Genomic DNA, 18,015 nt, shown 5'->3' with positions numbered 1-18,015 from the left:
AGGTACGCCCGCCATGAACTTCGCTTCACTGCCCGACCGTCGCGCCGCTCTCGACCCCGATGGGGCAGCGGTCTCGGACGGGCGCCAGTCACTCACCAACGCTCAGTTGCTGGACCGCGTCCGTGCGGCAGCGCGTCAGCTCCAGGACCTCGGCATCGGTCCCGGCGATGTGGTGGCCCTCAAGCTGACGAACCGCATCGAGTTCGTGCTGCTGTTGTTCGCCGCCTGGCGGATCGGCGCTACCATCACGCCGGTCAACCCGAGCATGACCGACGTCGAGGTGGACCGGCAGGTCAAGGACTCCGGTGCGCGTCTGCTGGTGGTCGAAGACCGCGAGGCGCCCGTCACGGACGGTACTGCCGTACTCGCCGTCGGCGCACTGCACACGGAAGGGGCGAGTTCGGATCACACACCGCATGTGGACTCGTCCGCGCTGGCTCTTCTCATATACACCAGCGGCACCACCGGGACGCCCAAGGGCGTGATGCTGGACCACGCCAACATCGACGCCATGACGGAGATGGGCCGCCTGTCCCTGGACATCGGGCCCGCCGACCGGTGCCTGCTGATCCTGCCGCTCTTCCACGTCAACGGCATCGTGGTCAGCATTCTCACGCCTCTTCTCGCGGGGGCGAGCGTCGTCATCGCGGGCCGCCGGTTCGACCCGCACAGCTTCTTCGACCTCGTCGAGCAGGAGCGCCCCACCTTCTTCAGCGCCGTGCCGACGATCTACAGCATGCTCGCTGCGCTCCCGGACGACGTGCGGCCCGACACATCGTCGCTGAGGTTCGGAGTCTGTGGCGCCGCACCTGCCTCCGCCGAGCTGCTGAACCGGTTCGAAGCCCGGTACGGGTTCCCTCTTGTCGAGGGGTACGGCTTGTCCGAAGGAACCTGCGGGTCCACCGTCAACCCCGTCGCGGGCCCGCGACGTGCCGGCACCGTGGGACTTCCCTTCCCCGGCCAGGAGATTCGGATCGTCGACGCCGAAGGTACCGAGGTGGGGCCGGGCACGGACGGTGAGGTCCTCGTGAAGGGCCCCAACGTCATGCGTGGCTATCTCGGCCGCCCCGAGGAAACGGCCAGAGTCATCGTCGACGGCTGGTTGCACACGGGCGATGTGGGTCACCTCGACGCCGAGGGCTATCTGACCCTGGTCGGGCGCTCGAAGGACATGATCATCCGTGGTGGGGAGAACATCTACCCCAAGGAGATCGAGGACGTCCTCACAGGCGACCCGTCGGTGCTCGAAGCCGCCGTGATCGGCGTACCCGACGAGAAGTGGGGAGAGGTGGTCGTGGCCTACATACAGCCGCGACCAGGCGTGGCCGTCGATCTGACGGCGCTGCGGGAGCTCTGTGCGCGCAGCCTCACCGGCTTCAAGCGTCCGACCGACTTCTTCGTGGTGGAGGCCATAGCGAAGAACGCGGTCGGGAAGATCGACAAAGCCTCCTTGCGCGCTGCCCACGTCGCGGTTTCCTGAGATTCACCACGCGCCGAGCCTGGATGCCCAGGCAGCGCCTATCCGACAGCGCGGCCGCGGGGACGCTTCGGCGGGTGTCCCGGTCTCGGCCAGGATCTGACTGAGGGGCGGCCCAACCGGAAGCAACTGGGCCGCCCCTCGGTCCGGGAGGCTGCTCGGACGACTTGCCCCGGCCGGCCAGTGAGACTGTGGACCCGCAGGGGCGCCGCTCTCGTCACGGTGGCAGGGTCACCGACTCGCCTCGACGGCCAGGAACGACCGCAAATGGCCCAGCAGCGCCTCCGGTTGCTCTTCGGGGATGAAGTGGCCGCACTCCGGGATTTCTGCTCCGGTGACGTCGTCCGCGTAGGCGCGCCAGATCTCCAGCGTCGGCAGGCGGGAGGGCAGCCCTGCGGAACCCCAGAGCGCCAGTACCGGCATGGTGAGGCGGCGGTCCTCGGCGGCGTCGATGTCGTCGAGGACGACGTCCTGCTCCATGGCGCGGTAGTCGTCGAAACTCGCGCGCATGGCACCCGGGCGGGAGAAGGCTCGGACATTTCCGTCGACCGCTTCGGGTGTCAGCCCGTGGCGGTTATAGGTCCACCGCTCGAAGAAGTACTCGAGATACCCGCGTATGTCGTGCCCCACGAGCCGCTCGGGAAGGTCGGGCTGCATCTGGGACAGCCAGTGCCAGTACCCGGAGGCGAGCGAGGCGTCCAGTCGGCGGAACATCTCCCGGGTCGGCACGATGTCGAGCACAGCCAGCCGTTCCACCTGATCGGGGCGGTCCAGCGCCCAGCGGTGCCCCACGCGGGCGCCCCGGTCGTGACCCACGACGGCGGTCGTCTCGAAGCCGAGTGCTTCGACGAGGCCCGCCATGTCGGCGGCCATCCGCCGCTTGTCGTATCCGGTCGAGGGCTTGTCGCTCAGGCCGTAGCCACGCAGGTCGGGTGCCACAACGGTGTGGTCGGCGGCAAGATCCGCCAGCACCGGCTGCCAGCAGTCGGAGGTCTGCGGCCAGCCGTGGAGCAGGACGAGCAGAGGACCGGATCCCGCTCGGAGGTAGTGCAGGCGAACCCCGTCCACCTGCGTCACGCCCGTGGTCACGGTGGGCTGTCCCACGGCTGCGCCTCCCCGGCACGAACTAACCCTCTTAGGGGGTTAAACCTAGCGTGCAGAATGAAGGCGTGGCAACGGACGACACGTGGATCTGGGACGGCGGGCGGGTCTGTCTGGACTTCACCAACACCCTCCGCCACCGGTGGCGACCCACGCCGGGGGAGACGCTCCGGAACCCGGGCGATCTCACCCTCTGGCTTCAGCGGGCCGGACTGCTCGCACCGGGCATCCCGGATCCCGTGGATGCCGCCGTCCTGGCATCGGGCCGACGGCTGCGCGAGGCGGTCGACCGGGCCGTACTCGCGGTCTCCGACGGCCGACTGCCCTCCTCCAGCGACGTCGTGCTGCTCAACGGATCGGCAGCACAGGCGCCCCGGCCGGCGCCGCAAATCGCCATCAAAGGCGGCCACTTGGAGCCCGCCGGCACCACGACCATGGCACCTGATCCCGCGACCGCGCTGGCACTGATCGCGCAGGACGCCGTAGACCTGCTCCTGTCGACCGAGATCCGGCGCGTACGCGTGTGCGGCGCGGACACATGCGCCCTGCGCTTCCTGGACCGCTCCCCCGCCCACAACCGCCGCTGGTGCTCGATGTCCCGCTGCGGCAACCGCACCAAAGTCCGCCTCCACCAGGCCCGAGCCAGACGGAGTGAGCGCACCCCGGCGGACTGAGCCCACCCGGACTCCTGCCGCCACCGCACTCAGCTCACTCCGCGGGCCTCAGACGAAATGCGGGGCCGGGGACACTCTCGATGTCCTCCGCCTGCACGGCGTGGCCGCGTTCGCAGCGGATCTGGGCATCGACGTGCGCACCGCATCCTCGGTGTCGCGTCAGTACGGCCGGGCCCTCCGGGTCGGCGCGGTAGCGGTCGCCCCACTGCAGGAGCCCCATCACGGCCGGGACCAGATCCACGCCCTTCGGTGTGATCACGTACTTCGGCCGGCTCCGCGAACCCGGCTCCTTATAGGTCTCGGTGGCCAGGATCCCTTCCTCGACAAGCATCCGAAGCCGTGCCGCGAGAAGGTTCCGGGGACAGCCGAGGACACGTTCGAAGTCACTGAAGCGGGACGAGCCGTACCAGACCTCGCGCAGGATCAGGATCGTCCACTTCTCACCCACGACCTCAAGGGTCCGGGCGATCGAGCAGTTCGACATGTCCCGGTCGAGTCGGGTATCCATGCCGGCGTCCTGAAGAGCTTCGGTCCTCGCATCCATGGGGTGATTCTAACCCGACGTGAGTTTACTTTTCTATACTCAGCCAGTAGCGTCATGACCACACGCAGGCGACCGAGAAGATCACGTGGAAAGGCGGCCGGCATGAAGGCATTCGTCGTCGAGAAGTACGGCAAGGACGGCGTGCGCGCCGCCGAGGTACCCGAGCCCAGCGTCGGTGACCGCGATGTTCTGGTCAGGGTGAGCGCCGCGAGCATCAACCCGCTGGACAAGATGGTCCGCAACGGGGAGTTCAAACAGCTGTTGAAGTACAAGCCTCCGTTCGTGCTCGGTCATGACGTGGCCGGCGTCGTGACGCGGGTCGGTTCCGCCGTGCGCGGCCTCGAGGTCGGCGACGAGGTCTACGCCCGTCCGCGCGACCTGCGGATCGGAGGCTTCGCGGAGTACATCGCGATCGACATGGACGACGTCGCGCCCAAGCCGGCGTCGCTCACCCCGCAGGAGGCGGCCGCGGTGCCGCTGGTGGCCCTGGCCGCCTGGCAGGTCCTCGTGGACCAGGCCCATGTGAAGCCGGGTCAGAAGGTGCTCGTCCACGCCGGTGCCGGCGGTCTCGGATCGACGGTCATCCAGCTCGCCAAACACCTCGGTGCCACCGTGGCGACGACCGCGAGCACTGATTCCGAGAAGCTGGTCCGAAGCCTCGGTGCCGACGTCGTCGTCGACTACACCAAGGAGGACTTCTCCAAGGAGCTGTCCGGCTACGACCTGGTGCTGGACGCCGTGGGCGGGGCGAACCTGGAGAAGTCGCTGACCGTGCTGAAGCCCGGCGGCCTGGCTGTCAGCGTCGTGGGCCCGCCGGACGCCGGGTTCGCCAGGCAGCTCGGCGCCCCCTCCTTCATGGGGCTGGTCATGAACGTGCTCAGCCGCAAGATCCGCAAGCGGGCGAAGGCCCTGGGCGTTCGCTACCAGTTCTTCTTCATGCAGGCCAATGGCTACCAGTTGCGCGAGCTCGGCGCCCTGTACGACAGCGGGAAGCTCCGCCCGGTCATCGACAGCACCTTCCCGTTCGATCGGACGCTCGAGGCGATGGCGTACGTCGAGCAAGGTCGCACCAAGGCCGGCAAGGTCGTGGTCTCGATGACGCCCGACAGCAACTGAGATCAGGCCGGCCACACGGCATCCTCCTGGCATGATCACGCGGGGCACGACGACGCGACGGCAGGGGCGAGAGACGCTCGCCGCGTCGGGCGGAACAACATCGACGGCTCGCGTGTCTCGACGCTCATGACGGACAGGGGATTTGTCCCACGGCGCCCTCTGCTCCGACCCTGAATCCGAGGGCTGCCGGCGGCCGCGGCAGTCTGCGGAGCCCCGTGCCCCGCGTGCCTTGGATTGCATCCAGGGAAGTGGTGTACGGGTTCGACCTGATCCGGGGTTTGCTCCGGCATCGGGTCGGTGCCCGCATAGATGAACGGCCATCGGCTGATCTTCGAGGTGTCGAAGCCCGAAGGACGTCAGCACGATGACCGCACCTGCCAGTGCCCCCGCACGCCCTCGCCGAGGACAACCTCGCCGCGCCGGGTCCCGATCTGCTGCGCGCGACGGTCTGAACGTTCGCCGACACGCTCATGCCCGGGACCTGCGCACATACGTGGCCTTCCTGTGGTTCACGCGACGCAGGCGGGACCGGCGTGATGCGTCCATGGACCACCGAGCGGCGTTCGAGTGGCGGCGGCGTCGTGATGAGCGTGGCCCTCGTTCGGAAGAGGCGAGTTGGGGCCGGGAGGTGTCCACGGTCAACGACTTCTACCTGTGGGCAGGACGTCGTCAGGGCCGATCCCATCCGTCAGCGCGCGGGCTTCGGTGTGGTCGCCGTGGCGGGACGGGGCTGGCGGCACGATGGTGCGGCAAGTGCCAGCCGCGGCACTACGCCGCCCTGGTCACGTGCGCTTCCGGCCCCGCATCCCGGCGCCGGCCCGGCCTGCGACGCCGACGGAACCCTCCGGATCCGACGTACGTACGGAAGCCAACCTGAGCCGGCCACGGAAGGAGAACACCGACCTGCGCCGCACTCTCGCTCTGTACGAGGAGGCCATCCGCCGGCCGGCTCTCGACATCGGCCACTGCACAGCGGCGGCACCGTTCTTCCACTGCCAACCGCAGCAGGCCCGCGCCGCCCGGGCCCTCCTGAATCCGACACCCCCCAGGCGCCTGGCGTGCGAAAGGACGTCGGGCGTAGCGCGCAGCCGACTACCGATGATCAAGGATTCACCTGCTGGACAGCGGACGAGATCCAGACCGGCGTTGCGCTGATGACCGAGCTCGGGCAGCTCGGCGGCGGCGGTCGGGCCCTGTACGGCCCTCGTCTCGGCGAGCGGAGCCTCAGGGACTGGTCCGGCGGCTCTCCCTGCCGCCCCCGGGCCGACTCGCCCAGCGGACCGGCCCGGGGCACGCTGGAAGGAGCGGCGTCGCCCACGTCGTCAAGGCCAGCAGCGAGGGCGTCGAGTGGCTCTGCCCGGATACCACGATCGAGCGGATCGCCGCCCAGTGGCTGGAACTCAGGCGCTCCTCGTCGTGGTCACCGACGGCGCGGCCGGCGCCCACGTCTTCGACGCCCGTGCGGCACGTATCAGCCGTCCCGGCCGGAGGGTCGCGGCGGTGGACACCGTGGGAGCGGGCAGGGCGGCCGGGCGACGGCGCACCCCGCCTCGCTCACGGAGGATGCGCCTACCTGAGCCAGCCGCTCCGGCGGCCGGGGTCCGGCCTGCCGGATTCTCGCGCACGGACCAGGCGTCAGCGACTGCACCGAAGCCCTGCAGGCGTTACTCGTCGAGGAACTGAATGGCGTGCTTCAGAAACCGCTCGGGATACTGGAACTGCGCTCCATGCCCGGCATCGGGGTAGATCAGCAGCTGAGCGTTGGGGATGTTCTGGGCGAGGTGCCAGGAGTTGATCGAGGCGATCATCACGTCGTTCTCGCCGTTGAGGACCAGCGTCGGCTGGGTGATCGCGTTCAGGTGGGCGTAGGGGTTCTCGCCCGGCAGCGGTTCCGCGTAGGCCATAGTCGCTTCGAACTGCGCCTGTGCGACCGCGGGCGAGCTCGGCGGGTCCTGGTCGACCCGCTGGTGACGGCGCTCCCAGAAGGCCTTGCCCGCTTGCTTCGCGGCTTCCGAGCGGCCGAAGAACAGGAAGAGGAAGTCCTCCAGGGTGGGGACCGGGTTCAGGGCGTACTGAGGCACCTGGGGGTCACTTGTCGGGTCCCCACCTCGGAGGCCGGTGCCGAGCAGGAGGAGCTTGCGCACCAGCTGGGGGTGGCGCAGCGTGACTTCCTGCGCCTGGAAACCGCCGAGCGAGAAGCCGAGCAGGTCGACCTGCTCCAGCCCCAGTGCCCGGATGACCGCGGCGATGTCGTCGGCCATGTCCTCGATCCGGTTACGCGGCGTGCCCGATGACGAGGCGACGCCGCGGCCGTTGAACAGGATGACCTCCCGGCCTTCGGCCAGGCCGTCGGTGAGCAGCGGGTCCCAGTTGTCCATCCCTCCGCGGAAGTGCTGGACCAGGAAGATCGGGACGCCCGAGGGCTTGCCCCAGCGCCGGTAGGCGAACCGGTCGCCGTCAACCTCGATGTACTGAGTCGGTGCGGTCACATGCGTGTCACTCATGGCCTGAGCCTTTCTGGAGGGGTGAACAATAATATGACGATCGTAATCTAAAAAGTCAAGGTCTTAGATGTCGATCGACATCTATGTATGCTGGACCGTCGAGCGTCGACCGACGAAGGGACGGCTGGACATGCGGGTCACCAAGGCACAGGCAGAGCAGAACCGTGCCCACATCGTCGCGACAGCCTCCAGGCTGTTCCGGGAGCGCGGCTATGACGGTGTCGGCGTGGCAGAGCTGATGGCAGCCGCCGGGTTCACCCATGGCGGGTTCTACAAGCACTTCCGCTCCAAGGCCGACCTGATGGCCGAAGCGTCCGCAAGCGGGCTCTCGACGACCGCGGCACGGGCAGAAGGTCTGGACCCCGCCGAGTTCGTCGAGCGCTACGTCTCACGGGAGCATCGCGACGGGCGCGGCGACGGCTGCACCATCGCGGCCCTCGGCGGCGACGCCGCACGTCAGTCGGCGGACCTCAAAACAGAGTTCGCGGCCGGGATCGAGAACCTGCTGACGGCCCTTCAGCCCCCAACCGATACGCCGGGGGATGCGGACCAGCGCGCGGCCCGCATGATGGTGATCGACGTGCTCGCCCATTCGGTCGGCGCGATCATGTTGTCGCGGGCATGCCCGGACGGCTCTCCGTTGGCGGACGAAATCCTCGATGTCTGCCGCAAGGAGATTCTCGCGTCACTGGCACAGGGCAACAGCGACCAGCCGGCGGCAAGCAGTCCGGAAGCCTGACCGCAGCCGACCGACGCAAGCCCAGCTCAGTACCTTGAACAGCACGAGGCCGGCTCCCAGTCGCCTCAGTGCGAACACCGGCAGAACCACCCCGCCGCCCCTTCGAGCGACCTTCCTCAGCGCGCGGTCTAGGCGCGGGGTGGGAGTGGGACCCGACGCCGTACAGGTGGGCAATCTCGGGAATCCCAGCAGCACGCGGTGGCGGTAGCCCTCCTGCCGGCTGCCCCAGCCGTCCAGTCGTACCGGTATGGGCAGCAACGGCCGGATGACCTGCCATTCGGGGATTCGGGCCATACCGCAACCGAGGACTGCCCGGATGGCCACCCGGGCCGGAGACCGGGCCGCACTTCAGCGAGGCAGCAGGACCTCGACCTGCCCCCGGATGTCCTGCACGATCTCCTCCACGCTCAAGGCGATGTTCACGCTCACCGCCATGCTGAGGAACATCACGGCGGACACGATGTGTGCCAGCGTCGCGGCGTCGCCCTCGGTGACCCGCTCGTCTCGGCGTAGCACGGCGGCGACGGCCTCCTCGGTTTGCGCGACGATGGCGAGTGCCGCGCCGTGCCGGGGCTCCTCGGGGTCACCGAAGACCATCTCTCGCAGGTAGGTGCGTCCGTTGTCGATCTGGACGCGGTTGCACTCGACGATCGGCCGGACGATCGCCAGCACCGCGTCCAGCACGCCTGGGACGGTCTCGGCGTCCGCCCGGCCCCGCTCAAGTGCTTCGACGTACTTGGCGTTCTGGACAAGGAGGAGGAGTTCGCCCTTGGTCTTGGCATAAAGGAACAGGGTCCCGGTGCCGATGTCGGCCTTGTCCGCGATCTGTTGGGTCGTGACCTCATCGACGCCGCGTTCGGCGAACAGATCACTGGCGGCAGCGACAATGCGGTCGAGTTTTTCCTGCTTGTTCCGCTCGCGCCGTCCGAGAGGCATGGCGGTGTCCTCCAGGAATAGATTCTGACTGTAATCAGTTATGATTGTACTCAATGTCATGTGGGCTCGAATGTGGCTCCGCTCATTCTTCCATCGCGGGGCGATGTGTCCTTGCCCCATCCGTGCGCAGCCACGTACTTCACATCCCCCTCGGAAAGAAGGAACCCATGCCCTCCCTCGATGGAGCAGTCGTCCTCGTCACCGGCGCCAATGGCGGTATCGGCACCCACTTCGTCCACGACGCCCTGGCGCGCGGCGCCGTCAAGGTCTACGCCACCGCCCGCTCCCCCCGCGCCTGGGACGACGACCGCATCGTCCCCCTGACCCTTGACGTGACCGACCGCACGTCGATCGACGCGGCCGTGGCCGCCGCGGCGGATGTCACCGTGCTCGTCAACAACGCGGGCGCCACCCCGCCGAGCACGAGCCTGCTGGACGTCACCGAGGCAGACATCCGGGCGAACATGGAGACGAACTTCTTCGGACCGGTCTTCCTCGCCCGCGCCTTCGCACCGATCCTCGCCGCCAACAAGGGGTCAGTCCTCATCGACGTGCACTCCGTTGCCAGCTGGTATGCCTTCGGCGGCGCCTACAGCGCCTCCAAGGCCGCACTGTGGTCGGCCACCAACTCGTTGCGCATCGAGTTCGCACCCATGGGCGTCCACGTGACGGGGGTGCACATGGGCTACGTCGACACCGATATGGCCGCGCACGCCGACGGCCCCAAGATGCTGCCGACACAGCTGGTGACGACCGTCTACGACGCCGTCGAGGCCGGAGAATACGAGGTCCTGGCCGACGACTTGACCAAGGGGGTCAAGGCGGCTCTGAGCGGCCCGGTCGAGGCGCTTTACCCGGACCTGCACAGCACGGAAGCCTGAGCTTGTTGTTCGGTCCCGACGCGATCTCTTCACGTCAGGGACCCAGTGATCCATGGCGTGCGAACGGTCGGCCGACCGGTGTCCAGAAGCGGTGCACTGTAGCGGCCATCGAGCGGTGGAGGACATCGGCGGTCGATCCGGCAGCAGCCCGATCCGACCATCGTGCCGAAGACGTCGGAAATCAGGTGGGCCCCGCGGCAAATGAGGACGGACGCAGCATCCGCTGCGTCCGTGCTCACTTTCTGATGGGTGTCAGCTTTGCTGGTTGGCGATGCCGATGTAGTGCCCGAGACGGTACTCGAAGTCGATGCCGGCCTGTTCGACGACGGCCTGCGTGCCTGCGGCCCGGGTGAGGAAACCGGGAAGGGTGAGGGAGTGGGCGAACTCGCCGTACGCGGCGACCAGGTCCCCGTCCGGGGGCAGGGTTGCCCGGTTGATCTGGGCTTTGGCCGAGGCGAGTGAGGTGCGGTCGAAGGAGGCGAGTCGGGCGGCGACGGTGCCGACGAAGGCGTCGAGTTCGCTGTCGGGGAGGGCGCGGGTGATCCAGCCCCAGCGTTCGGCGGTGTCGGCGTCGTAGTCGTCGCTGGTGAGGATGGCTTCCAGGGCGCGGTCGCGGCCGATGGCCCGGGGCAGGCGTTCGCTGCCACCACCGCCGGGCAGCAGTCCGCTGCCGACCTCGGGCTGTCCGAAGATCGCCTTCTCACGACTGGCGTAGCGCAGATCGAGGGCGAGGGCGAGCTCGTTCCCGCCGCCGCGGGTGCGTCCACGGATGGCCGCGATCGTGATGTACGGCGCTTTGGAGAGTTCCAGGACCAGATTCGTCCATGCCGGAACCGCGTCCGGGTCCTCGGGGGCGGGGAAGTCGGCGGCGGCGGCCAGGTCGAAGTGGTTGTAGAAGAAGTCGGGGGTGGCGCTGTCGAACAGCACGACCTGGATGTCCGGGTCGGTGGCCAGTTCGGTGACGATCTCGATGAGGCGCAGGACCGTATCGCCGACGATCAGGTTGACGGGCGGGTTGGCGAAGGTGATCTTCGCGATCTGCGGTGAGGTGCGCTCGTAGTGGATGGTGCTCTGCTGCTCGCTCATGGCTGGCTCCGGATGCGTGGTGGGTATCAGACGGCGATGGGGGTGTGAGGAGGGCAAGGAAGCCGGGGCGGATGGATGTGCCGAGCAGATCCGGCGGTCCCGCTTCCCGTCTGCGCTGCTCACTCCTGGTAGTACGGGAGGATCTCGCCGTTCTTGACGTAGGTGAGGGCGGCGGCGACGTCGTAGGCGTGGATCGCGGAGACTTGCGGTGCCAGCCGGTTGGACAGGTCCTCGATCGCGTTGCCGGTGAAGAAGGCGTCCCGTGCCGCGGTGTCGGTGAACCCGAGGCTGACCGAGGCGTGGAAGTGCTGGTCGTGGGGGTTGTCGTGGGCGACGTCCGGGGTGTCCCAGAGCTTTTTCGTCCAGGGCAGGAACGTCTGCGTGCGCAGTTCCTTCAGCACTCCGGTGCCGGCGAGCGCGGGGGCGAGCTGCTTGTTGACGAACTTCCGGAAGGCGCCGGCGCCGACCCCGTCCCTGCGGCGAAGGTAGATCAGCGCGCGGGCACCGACCGCCTCTCCGCGGCCTGCGACGTCGTACCACCGAGAGGAGTTCGGCGGGCCGGCGTAGAGCAGGGTGCGGCGGAACACGTTGATCTCGTCGGCGTAGGCCAGCTTCGTCTGCTCGCGCCCTTTCAGGGGTGCAAGCACCGATTGGAAGGTGACTTCCGCGACGCCGTCGATCTTCCGGTCGGCGGGGATCGCGGTCTGGACCCCGTCGATGGCCGGCCACAGGCCCGTGTTGTGCTCGGCGAGGTGGATCTGCCGGTACTCCTCCAGACCCGGGGTGGCGGAGATGATCCCTGAGTGCGGGCCCTTCCAGTGGTCCATGCCGGTCTGGCGGGGCTGGTCGGTGCGCACCCACAGCAGGATCGAGGAGGCGAGAGGCTTCCTCACTTCCGGGGGCGCGGCGACCGGTGACGTGCGCATGATGTTGCCCTTTTTCCTGGTCAGGTGGTGGTCATCGGGCCAGGAACTCGACCGCGACGGGGGCGAACTCCTGGTGGTACTGGAAGATGCCGCCGTGCCCGGAGTCGGGGTAGATGATCAGCTCGCTGCCCTTGATGCGCCGGTGCAGGTCCTCCGACAGGACCGACGGCACCATGCGGTCGTTGTCGCCGTTGGCGATCAGGGTGGGCTGCGTGATCGACGACAGGTCGTCAGGGGCGGAGCGCCCCCACTTCTTGATCGCCTTCAGCTGCGTCTGGAACGCCTTGGTCTTGATGTCCACGTCGCGGTCGACGGTGCGCTCCTTGAGCCGGTTGACGAACGCGCGTGCGGCGGGCTTGCCGGTGGCGTTGCGGTTGAAGAACAGGAACTCCTTGGGGTCCGAACGGGTCAACGTGGCGCGCAGGATGTCCCAGTAGGTGACTCTGGCTACCTTGTCCATGTCCTTGCCGCCCTTGGGCCCGGTGCCGGTGAGGACCAGCTTGCGGACGAGCTCGGGGTGCTTCACCACCAGGGCCTGGGCGACCATGCCGCCGAGGGAGAAGGAGAAGACGTCGATCTTGTCGTACCCGAGCGCCTTGATGAAGGTGTAGGCGTCGTCGGCCATCGCCTCGACACTGTCCGGCACCTGACCGGTGGACGCTCCGACACCGCGGTTGTCGAAGGCGATGACGTGACGGCCCTTCGCGATGGGATCGATGATGCGGGGGTCCCAGTTGTCCAGGGTCGCGGCGAGGTGGACGAAGAAGACGACGGGGATGCCGCCCTTCGGGCCCAGCTCGCGGTAGGCGTACGTGACGCCACCGGCGCTGACGGTGCGGGCCGGGGCCTTCGCGTAGGAGGTGATGACGGCTTCGTTCGGGGTGTCAGTGCTGCTCATGACGGATTCTCCTTGCGTGTTCTGTGTCGCTGTGTGTTTCGTGTCGCCCATCGCGGTTGCGGCGGGTCAGCTGTTGCCGATGACGGCCTTGCCGCGGATGCCGCCCTGGGACAGCGACTGCAGCGCGTGCGGGGTCTGGTCGAAGGGGACCACCTTGCCCACGACCGGGCGCACCACGCCCTGGTCGATGAGGGTGGTGATCTGGCGGAGCTGGTCGCCGCTGGCGCGCATGAACAGGAACTCGTACGTCACGCCGAGCTTCTTGGCCTGCTTGCGGATCTTGCGGCTCAGGGCTGTGACCGCCAGGCGCAGCAGCGGATTCAGGCCGGCCTGGCGGGCGAACGCGGGGTCCGGGGGACCGGCTATCCCGATGGCCTTGCCGCCGGGCCTGAGCACCCGCAGGGACTTCTCGAGGGTCTCCCCACCGAGGCTGTCCAACACCAGGTCGTAGCCGGTCAGGAGCTGCTCGAAGTCCTGGGTGCGGTAGTCGATCACCGTGTCCGCGCCGAGCGCGCGTACATAGTCCGCGTTGGAACCGCTGGCGGTGGTGGCGACGCTCGCGCCGAGGTGCGCGGCGAGCTGGATCGCGATCGAACCGACCCCGCCGGCGCCGGCGTGGATGAGCACCTTCTGCCCGGGCCGCAGCTTCCCGCGCTCCACCAGCGCCTGCCATGCCGTGAGCGCCGCCAGCGGCAGCGAGCCGGCCTCTTCCATGCTGATCGAAGCGGGCTTGAGCGCCAGGTCACCCTCCGCTACGGCGATGCGCTCGGCGAACGTGCCGATGCGGTCCTGGTGGGGCCGGGCGTAGACCTCGTCTCCGGGCTGGAAGCCGCGAACCGCCGTCCCGACGCGGATGACGGTGCCCGCGACGTCGTTGCCCAGGATCAGCGGCAGCTTGTAGGGCAGGATCTGCTTGAACTCACCGGCGCGGATCTTCTCATCCAGCGGGTTCAGCCCGGCGGCCTCCACTCGCACAAGCACGTCGTGCTCCCCCACGGTGGGCTCGGGGACCTCCGCCTCTTGCAGCGGCTCCTTGTACTTGGTGACGACGAACGCTCGCATGGGGCGCCACTCCTAATATTTGTCCTATTTATCCAGGTCTGAGACTGGATCGGCAAACCCGGCGCGACATCCGGGAGCCTCACAACCTCGCCCCATCCGGTCAATCCGAGTACACTCAACTATGAGTCCACTCATAATTCTTGTCAAGGGGGGTTCCCATGGGAAGCGATCACATGCCGATCGGGCGCCGCGAGAGGGCCAAACAGGACAAGCGCGAGCGCATCATGACCGCCGCCCGCGAGCTGTTCGCCGAACACGGCGTCGACAGGGTCACGACGCAGCAGGTCGCCCGCCGGGCCGATGTCGCCATCGGGACGCTCTACCTGTACGCGTCCACGAAGGCCGAGTTGCTGATCATGGTGCAGAACGAGAAGTTCGCCGCCGCCGTCGATTCCGGCCTCGCCGCCGCCGACGCCGCCGTCGGACAGGGCGCGCTGGAGCGGGTCATCGCTCTCATCCGCCCCCTGGTGGAGTGCGTGCGGGAGCACCTCGAGAACGGCCGCACCTATCTGCGCGAACTTGTCTTCGGCGACCCGGCCGAGCCATACCGGCAAGTGGGTCTGACCCTTGCCGGCCGCGTCGAGGACGGCATCACCGGCCTGCTCACGCGCAACGAGGACATCGGCGCCGCCGACGCGGCAACGCTGGCGCGGGTGATCACCGCGATCATCCACATCAGCACCACCGCCACCGTGTGCCCGCACCGCAGCGACGAGGCCGTGCTCGCCGACATCCGCGACCAGATCCACGCCACCCTGGCGCAGCACATCCGCGCCGCATGACCGCTCGCTCCACGAGCCGACCATGTCCCCGGAACGGGGGCACTTCGTGAGCACGCGCTACGGCGTGGTCACCATCGGCGGCGGAACCGGGGGCACGTCACCGCGATCCGCGCCGCGCAACTCGGCTAGAACAACCTGTCCGGCAGTGCGGCAGTGCGGACAACGGACAGCCGCTCACCCTGCACTCCCGGTCAGGCCGGCGGCGTCTGCCCGCCCTGCGCCTCACGTTCCCAGATGGGACTGCGGTCCTTGTCGACCAAGGCCGCTCGGACGCCCTCCAGGAAGTCCGGCGTGCGGATGGTCGTGCGCGTGAGAGTGAGCTCGGCGTCAAGGCACTCGCGCAACGTCTGCTGTCTGCCTCGGGCCAGCAGGTTGTGAGTGATCTCCAAGCTCTGCGGCGAGGCGGACTCCAAGGCGATCAACGCGTCTGACGCCCAGGCGGTGCCGAGGTGACGCAGGCGTTTCTCGATCTCACCGAGGGTCGGCGCGCCGAACGCCCAGTCCATCTCCCCGCGTACCTCCGCCAGCCTGCTCGCCCCCCACCGGCGAACGGTCGGCAAGGCGGTTCAGGACGACGTCCACCGGGGCGCCTGGGCTGTCCGCCAGGGCGTCTCCGACCGCACCGAGCCTGTCCGTGGGGACGAAGTGCGTGGCCAGCCCCGCGTACAGGGCGTCGGCAGCGTCGAGACGGTGCCCGGTCAGTCCCAGGTACATGCCCATCGCGCCGGGCAGCCGCGGCAGAAAGTAGCTGGCCCCGATGTCGGGGAAGAAACCGATCCCGGTCTCGGGCATCGCCAGCACCGCACGCTCGGTGACGACGCGGAAGGTGCCGTGGACCGACAGACCGAGACCACCGCCCATGCACATGCCGTCGATGAGCGACACGACCGGCACGGGATACTCAGCGATCCGGGCGTTGAGCCGGTACTCGGAGGCGAAGAACCGCTCACTGGCCTCGGCATCCCCAGCGAGGCTGTGCTCGCGGATCGTGCGGATGTCGCCGCCGGCACAGAAGGCCTTCACACTGGTGCTGGCGATCACCACAGCGGACAGCGGTGTGTGCTCCCATGCGGCGAGCGCCCCGTCAATGGCCGCGACCATGCCTGTCGTCAGGGCGTTGAGCGCCTTGGGTCGGTTCAGAAGGATCCGGCCGACGCCCCGGTGCACATCGGTGAGAACCTCGCCCTCAGCAATGTCAGTCATGCGTCTCATCTCGTACTCCGCGCGGACCTGGCTGTTGTGCCATCACCGTTCCTCCGTCGCCGACTGTCGCCCCTCATGGCTGAGCAGGCGCTCGTGTCCGGAACCCCGCCAACAACCCCGTTGCGCCCACCGTGGACGAGATCCAGGACCTCTACCCGCAGATTTACGGCTGAAGGTCAAGATCCTCGCACAGGTCGCGGAGCGCCTCCACGAACCTCCCGGCCGCCAGGGCATCGCCGTCGCCGTCGGCGGCAACTCCGAACGCGCGGGCGCAGTCGGCGTACCGGCTCTCGGCGGCCGGTACGGAGAACGCCGTCACCGCGGGGAAGAGCATCGCGTTCGACAGACCATGAGCGACGTGGAAGTGCGCGCCGATCGGGCGGCTCATGCCGTGCCATGGTCGACTCGCCCCACGCCATCTACCCCGGCACGGACGAGAGCGTTCAGCGCGAGGCCGCCGGAGAGCGGATTTGCCTTGCGGCTCACGTACGCCTCGACGGCACGACTGAGCGCGTCGACGACGGCGACCGACAGGAACGCCGGTCCCGAACAGAGTCATCTTCTCGTCCGTGGCGCTGTCGTGATGCTGAGGTTCGTGTGCGGAGCCTTGTAGTCCCGCATCCGGCCGCCCTGAACGCCCCACAGACAGGCTGGCGCCAAGCCTATCGGTCGTCGGATCCGGGACGGTCCCGGCAGACAGACACGGCTGCAGTCCGGCGTCCTCACGCATCACCATCAGGCGTTCCGCCGCACCGGCCCAGGCGACGGGGGGACTGCTCCTCCCAGACAGTCGGACCTCAGACCGCTGATCCGCAACGGCAGAGATTCTGGAGCGTTGATCACCCTCGGTCGCCCGCACTGCGCCGCCGCGCCCGCAGCCAGAGGTGCCCCCTACTGTTCTGAGTTTACTTTCTTATACTCAGCCAGTAGCGTCAGGACCAGCACATCAACCTGGCTGCACGCGGGACGTGGGCGTGGCAGCAACCTGCGAAGGAGCACCACCATGGGCGTAAGCCGAGAGGCACACGAGTTCGCGGAGTTCCTCGCGAGCGTGAGCGCGAAGTCGTCGACACCCGGTCTCGACCTGGCCGTCATCCGCGACATCGTGGACTCGAACCACAAGGCGTCGACCGAGCCGGAAGGCGTCACGTACGCCGAGGTGGACGCGGGCGGCGTTCCCGCCCTCTGGGCCATCCCCGATGGCGCCGATCCCGACAAGGCACTGCTCCACTTCCACTTCGGCGGATCCGTCACCGCCTCCATGCACTCGGACCGCAAGGCCGCCGGCCACATCGCCAAGGCAGCCGGAGCCCGCTCCCTCGTCGTGGACTTCCGCCTGGCGCCCGAACACCCCTACCCGGCGCAGCTCGACGACGCCGAGACGGCGTACCGGTGGCTGCTCTCGCAGGGCTACGAGCCGCGGAACATCGGCAGCACGGGCCACTCGATCGGCGGCACCCTCGCGGTGATGCTCCCGCTGCGCCTGCTCGCGAAGGGCGAGGCGACGCCGGGCGCGATCGTCAGCGTCTCGCCGTGGACCGACCTCACCATCCTGAACTCGTCGGTGGACGAGAACGAGGACAACGACAAGATGCTCAGCAGGAGCACCCTCGAACTCTTCCGAGGAGCCTGGCTGCAGGATCCCGCCGTGGACTTCACCGACCCCGCGATCAGCATCGCAAACGCCGATCTGACCGGCCTGCCGCCCACGACCGTCCACTACGGCGAGTACGAGACCCTCGCCGACGACGGCGCCGAACTCGGCCGACGCCTCGCGGACTTCAAGGTCACCTCAGAGGTCCACCCGATGCCCGAAGGGCAGCACTCGTTCATCCTGGGCGCCGGGCGCGTACCCGAGGTGGACCAGGCGATCCAGCAGATGGGCCAATGGCTGCGCAAGCACCTCGGCGCGTGAGCTGAAGGCACACTGGGCGGAGCGGCCCTTCGGCCGGACCGCCGCACCACCGCGATGCCGGTGACCGGTTCCCGCCGGTCGCCGGCATCCTGCCAGACCATGTCGGCCGGCATGCGGTGCCTGTGTCCGACACCGTTCCCCACCCAGCCACATCACCGTCCCTTGATGCCA

Annotated in this window: 18 protein-coding genes; 7 read left to right on the top strand and 11 right to left on the bottom strand. The window is 68.3% G+C overall.

The window, feature by feature from the left end:
- Positions 1-13: 13 nt before the first annotated feature.
- Positions 14-1,480, top strand: a complete 1,467-nt coding sequence (locus AB0B29_RS26340; RefSeq protein ID WP_362243944.1) for a class I adenylate-forming enzyme family protein — start codon at positions 14-16, stop codon at positions 1,478-1,480.
- Positions 1,481-1,708: 228 nt separating this feature from the next.
- On the opposite strand, the gene AB0B29_RS26335 is transcribed toward AB0B29_RS26340, so the two are convergent.
- A complete protein-coding gene (locus tag AB0B29_RS26335; RefSeq protein ID WP_362243943.1) occupies positions 1,709-2,581 on the bottom strand; it encodes an alpha/beta fold hydrolase in 873 nt (290 codons plus the stop codon).
- 65 nt (positions 2,582-2,646) lie between these two features.
- On the opposite strand from AB0B29_RS26335, the gene AB0B29_RS26330 reads away from it, so the two are divergent.
- Positions 2,647-3,252, top strand: a complete 606-nt coding sequence (locus AB0B29_RS26330) for a CGNR zinc finger domain-containing protein (protein WP_362243942.1) — start codon at positions 2,647-2,649, stop codon at positions 3,250-3,252.
- 34 nt (positions 3,253-3,286) lie between these two features.
- On the opposite strand, the gene AB0B29_RS26325 is transcribed toward AB0B29_RS26330, so the two are convergent.
- Positions 3,287-3,760, bottom strand: coding sequence for a winged helix-turn-helix transcriptional regulator (locus tag AB0B29_RS26325; protein ID WP_031143657.1), 474 nt, complete (start codon positions 3,758-3,760; stop codon positions 3,287-3,289).
- A 138-nt stretch (positions 3,761-3,898) separates the two neighbouring features.
- Between AB0B29_RS26325 and AB0B29_RS26320 the strand changes: the two genes are divergently transcribed.
- Positions 3,899-4,912 carry an NADP-dependent oxidoreductase gene (locus AB0B29_RS26320; protein WP_362243941.1) on the top strand — a complete coding sequence of 338 codons (1,014 nt, stop codon included), beginning with the start codon at positions 3,899-3,901 and terminating at the stop codon, positions 4,910-4,912.
- A 1,664-nt stretch (positions 4,913-6,576) separates the two neighbouring features.
- Here the strand turns inward: AB0B29_RS26320 and AB0B29_RS26315 are convergent.
- Positions 6,577-7,416 carry an alpha/beta fold hydrolase gene (locus AB0B29_RS26315; protein ID WP_217236359.1) on the bottom strand — a complete coding sequence of 280 codons (840 nt, stop codon included), beginning with the start codon at positions 7,414-7,416 and terminating at the stop codon, positions 6,577-6,579.
- Between the two features lie 67 nt (positions 7,417-7,483).
- On the opposite strand from AB0B29_RS26315, the gene AB0B29_RS26310 reads away from it, so the two are divergent.
- Positions 7,484-8,155: a TetR/AcrR family transcriptional regulator gene (locus tag AB0B29_RS26310; RefSeq protein ID WP_362243940.1), complete on the top strand. Its 672-nt coding sequence runs from the start codon at positions 7,484-7,486 to the stop codon at positions 8,153-8,155.
- A gap of 348 nt (positions 8,156-8,503) precedes the next feature.
- Here AB0B29_RS26310 and AB0B29_RS26305 read toward each other — a convergent pair whose 3' ends face one another.
- Positions 8,504-9,151, bottom strand: coding sequence for a TetR/AcrR family transcriptional regulator (locus tag AB0B29_RS26305; protein WP_362243939.1), 648 nt, complete (start codon positions 9,149-9,151; stop codon positions 8,504-8,506).
- Positions 9,152-9,258: 107 nt separating this feature from the next.
- On the opposite strand from AB0B29_RS26305, the gene AB0B29_RS26300 reads away from it, so the two are divergent.
- Positions 9,259-9,972: an SDR family oxidoreductase gene (locus AB0B29_RS26300; RefSeq protein ID WP_362243938.1), complete on the top strand. Its 714-nt coding sequence runs from the start codon at positions 9,259-9,261 to the stop codon at positions 9,970-9,972.
- 252 nt (positions 9,973-10,224) lie between these two features.
- Here AB0B29_RS26300 and AB0B29_RS26295 read toward each other — a convergent pair whose 3' ends face one another.
- The 4 genes from AB0B29_RS26295 to AB0B29_RS26280 form a co-directional block, all read right to left on the bottom strand.
- A complete protein-coding gene (locus tag AB0B29_RS26295; protein ID WP_217236361.1) occupies positions 10,225-11,058 on the bottom strand; it encodes an enoyl-CoA hydratase/isomerase family protein in 834 nt (277 codons plus the stop codon).
- 119 nt (positions 11,059-11,177) lie between these two features.
- The gene (locus AB0B29_RS26290) at positions 11,178-11,984 is read right to left on the bottom strand and encodes a strictosidine synthase (protein ID WP_362243937.1); all 807 of its coding nucleotides are present in this window, start codon (positions 11,982-11,984) and stop codon (positions 11,178-11,180) included.
- A 31-nt stretch (positions 11,985-12,015) separates the two neighbouring features.
- Positions 12,016-12,882 (bottom strand): alpha/beta fold hydrolase, encoded by an 867-nt coding sequence (locus AB0B29_RS26285; RefSeq protein WP_217236363.1) that lies wholly within the window; start codon positions 12,880-12,882, stop codon positions 12,016-12,018.
- Positions 12,883-12,948: 66 nt separating this feature from the next.
- Positions 12,949-13,944, bottom strand: a complete 996-nt coding sequence (locus AB0B29_RS26280) for an NADP-dependent oxidoreductase (RefSeq protein ID WP_362243936.1) — start codon at positions 13,942-13,944, stop codon at positions 12,949-12,951.
- Between the two features lie 158 nt (positions 13,945-14,102).
- Here AB0B29_RS26280 and AB0B29_RS26275 point away from each other — a divergent pair, with 158 nt between their 5' ends.
- Positions 14,103-14,726 (top strand): TetR/AcrR family transcriptional regulator, encoded by a 624-nt coding sequence (locus tag AB0B29_RS26275; RefSeq protein WP_217236365.1) that lies wholly within the window; start codon positions 14,103-14,105, stop codon positions 14,724-14,726.
- Between the two features lie 191 nt (positions 14,727-14,917).
- Here the strand turns inward: AB0B29_RS26275 and AB0B29_RS26270 are convergent, their stop codons facing one another.
- The 3 genes from AB0B29_RS26270 to AB0B29_RS26260 form a co-directional block, all read right to left on the bottom strand.
- On the bottom strand, positions 14,918-15,232 hold the full coding sequence (locus AB0B29_RS26270) for an enoyl-CoA hydratase/isomerase family protein (protein WP_362243935.1): 315 nt from the start codon (positions 15,230-15,232) through the stop codon (positions 14,918-14,920).
- Positions 15,198-15,929 carry an enoyl-CoA hydratase/isomerase family protein gene (locus AB0B29_RS26265; RefSeq protein ID WP_362243934.1) on the bottom strand — a complete coding sequence of 244 codons (732 nt, stop codon included), beginning with the start codon at positions 15,927-15,929 and terminating at the stop codon, positions 15,198-15,200. The genes AB0B29_RS26270 and AB0B29_RS26265 overlap by 35 nt, the downstream gene beginning before the upstream one ends.
- A gap of 163 nt (positions 15,930-16,092) precedes the next feature.
- Complete coding sequence (locus AB0B29_RS26260; RefSeq protein WP_055705485.1) at positions 16,093-16,317, bottom strand: iron-containing alcohol dehydrogenase; 225 nt, start codon at positions 16,315-16,317, stop codon at positions 16,093-16,095.
- A 615-nt stretch (positions 16,318-16,932) separates the two neighbouring features.
- On the opposite strand from AB0B29_RS26260, the gene AB0B29_RS26250 reads away from it, so the two are divergent.
- On the top strand, positions 16,933-17,844 hold the full coding sequence (locus tag AB0B29_RS26250) for an alpha/beta hydrolase (RefSeq protein WP_362243933.1): 912 nt from the start codon (positions 16,933-16,935) through the stop codon (positions 17,842-17,844).
- Positions 17,845-18,015 lie beyond the last annotated feature (171 nt).

Source organism: Streptomyces tibetensis (assembly GCF_040647715.1).
In the GTDB taxonomy this organism is placed as follows: Bacteria; Actinomycetota; Actinomycetes; order Streptomycetales; family Streptomycetaceae; genus Streptomyces; species Streptomyces tibetensis_A.
This window is presented reverse-complemented; position numbering and strand designations above follow the sequence as displayed.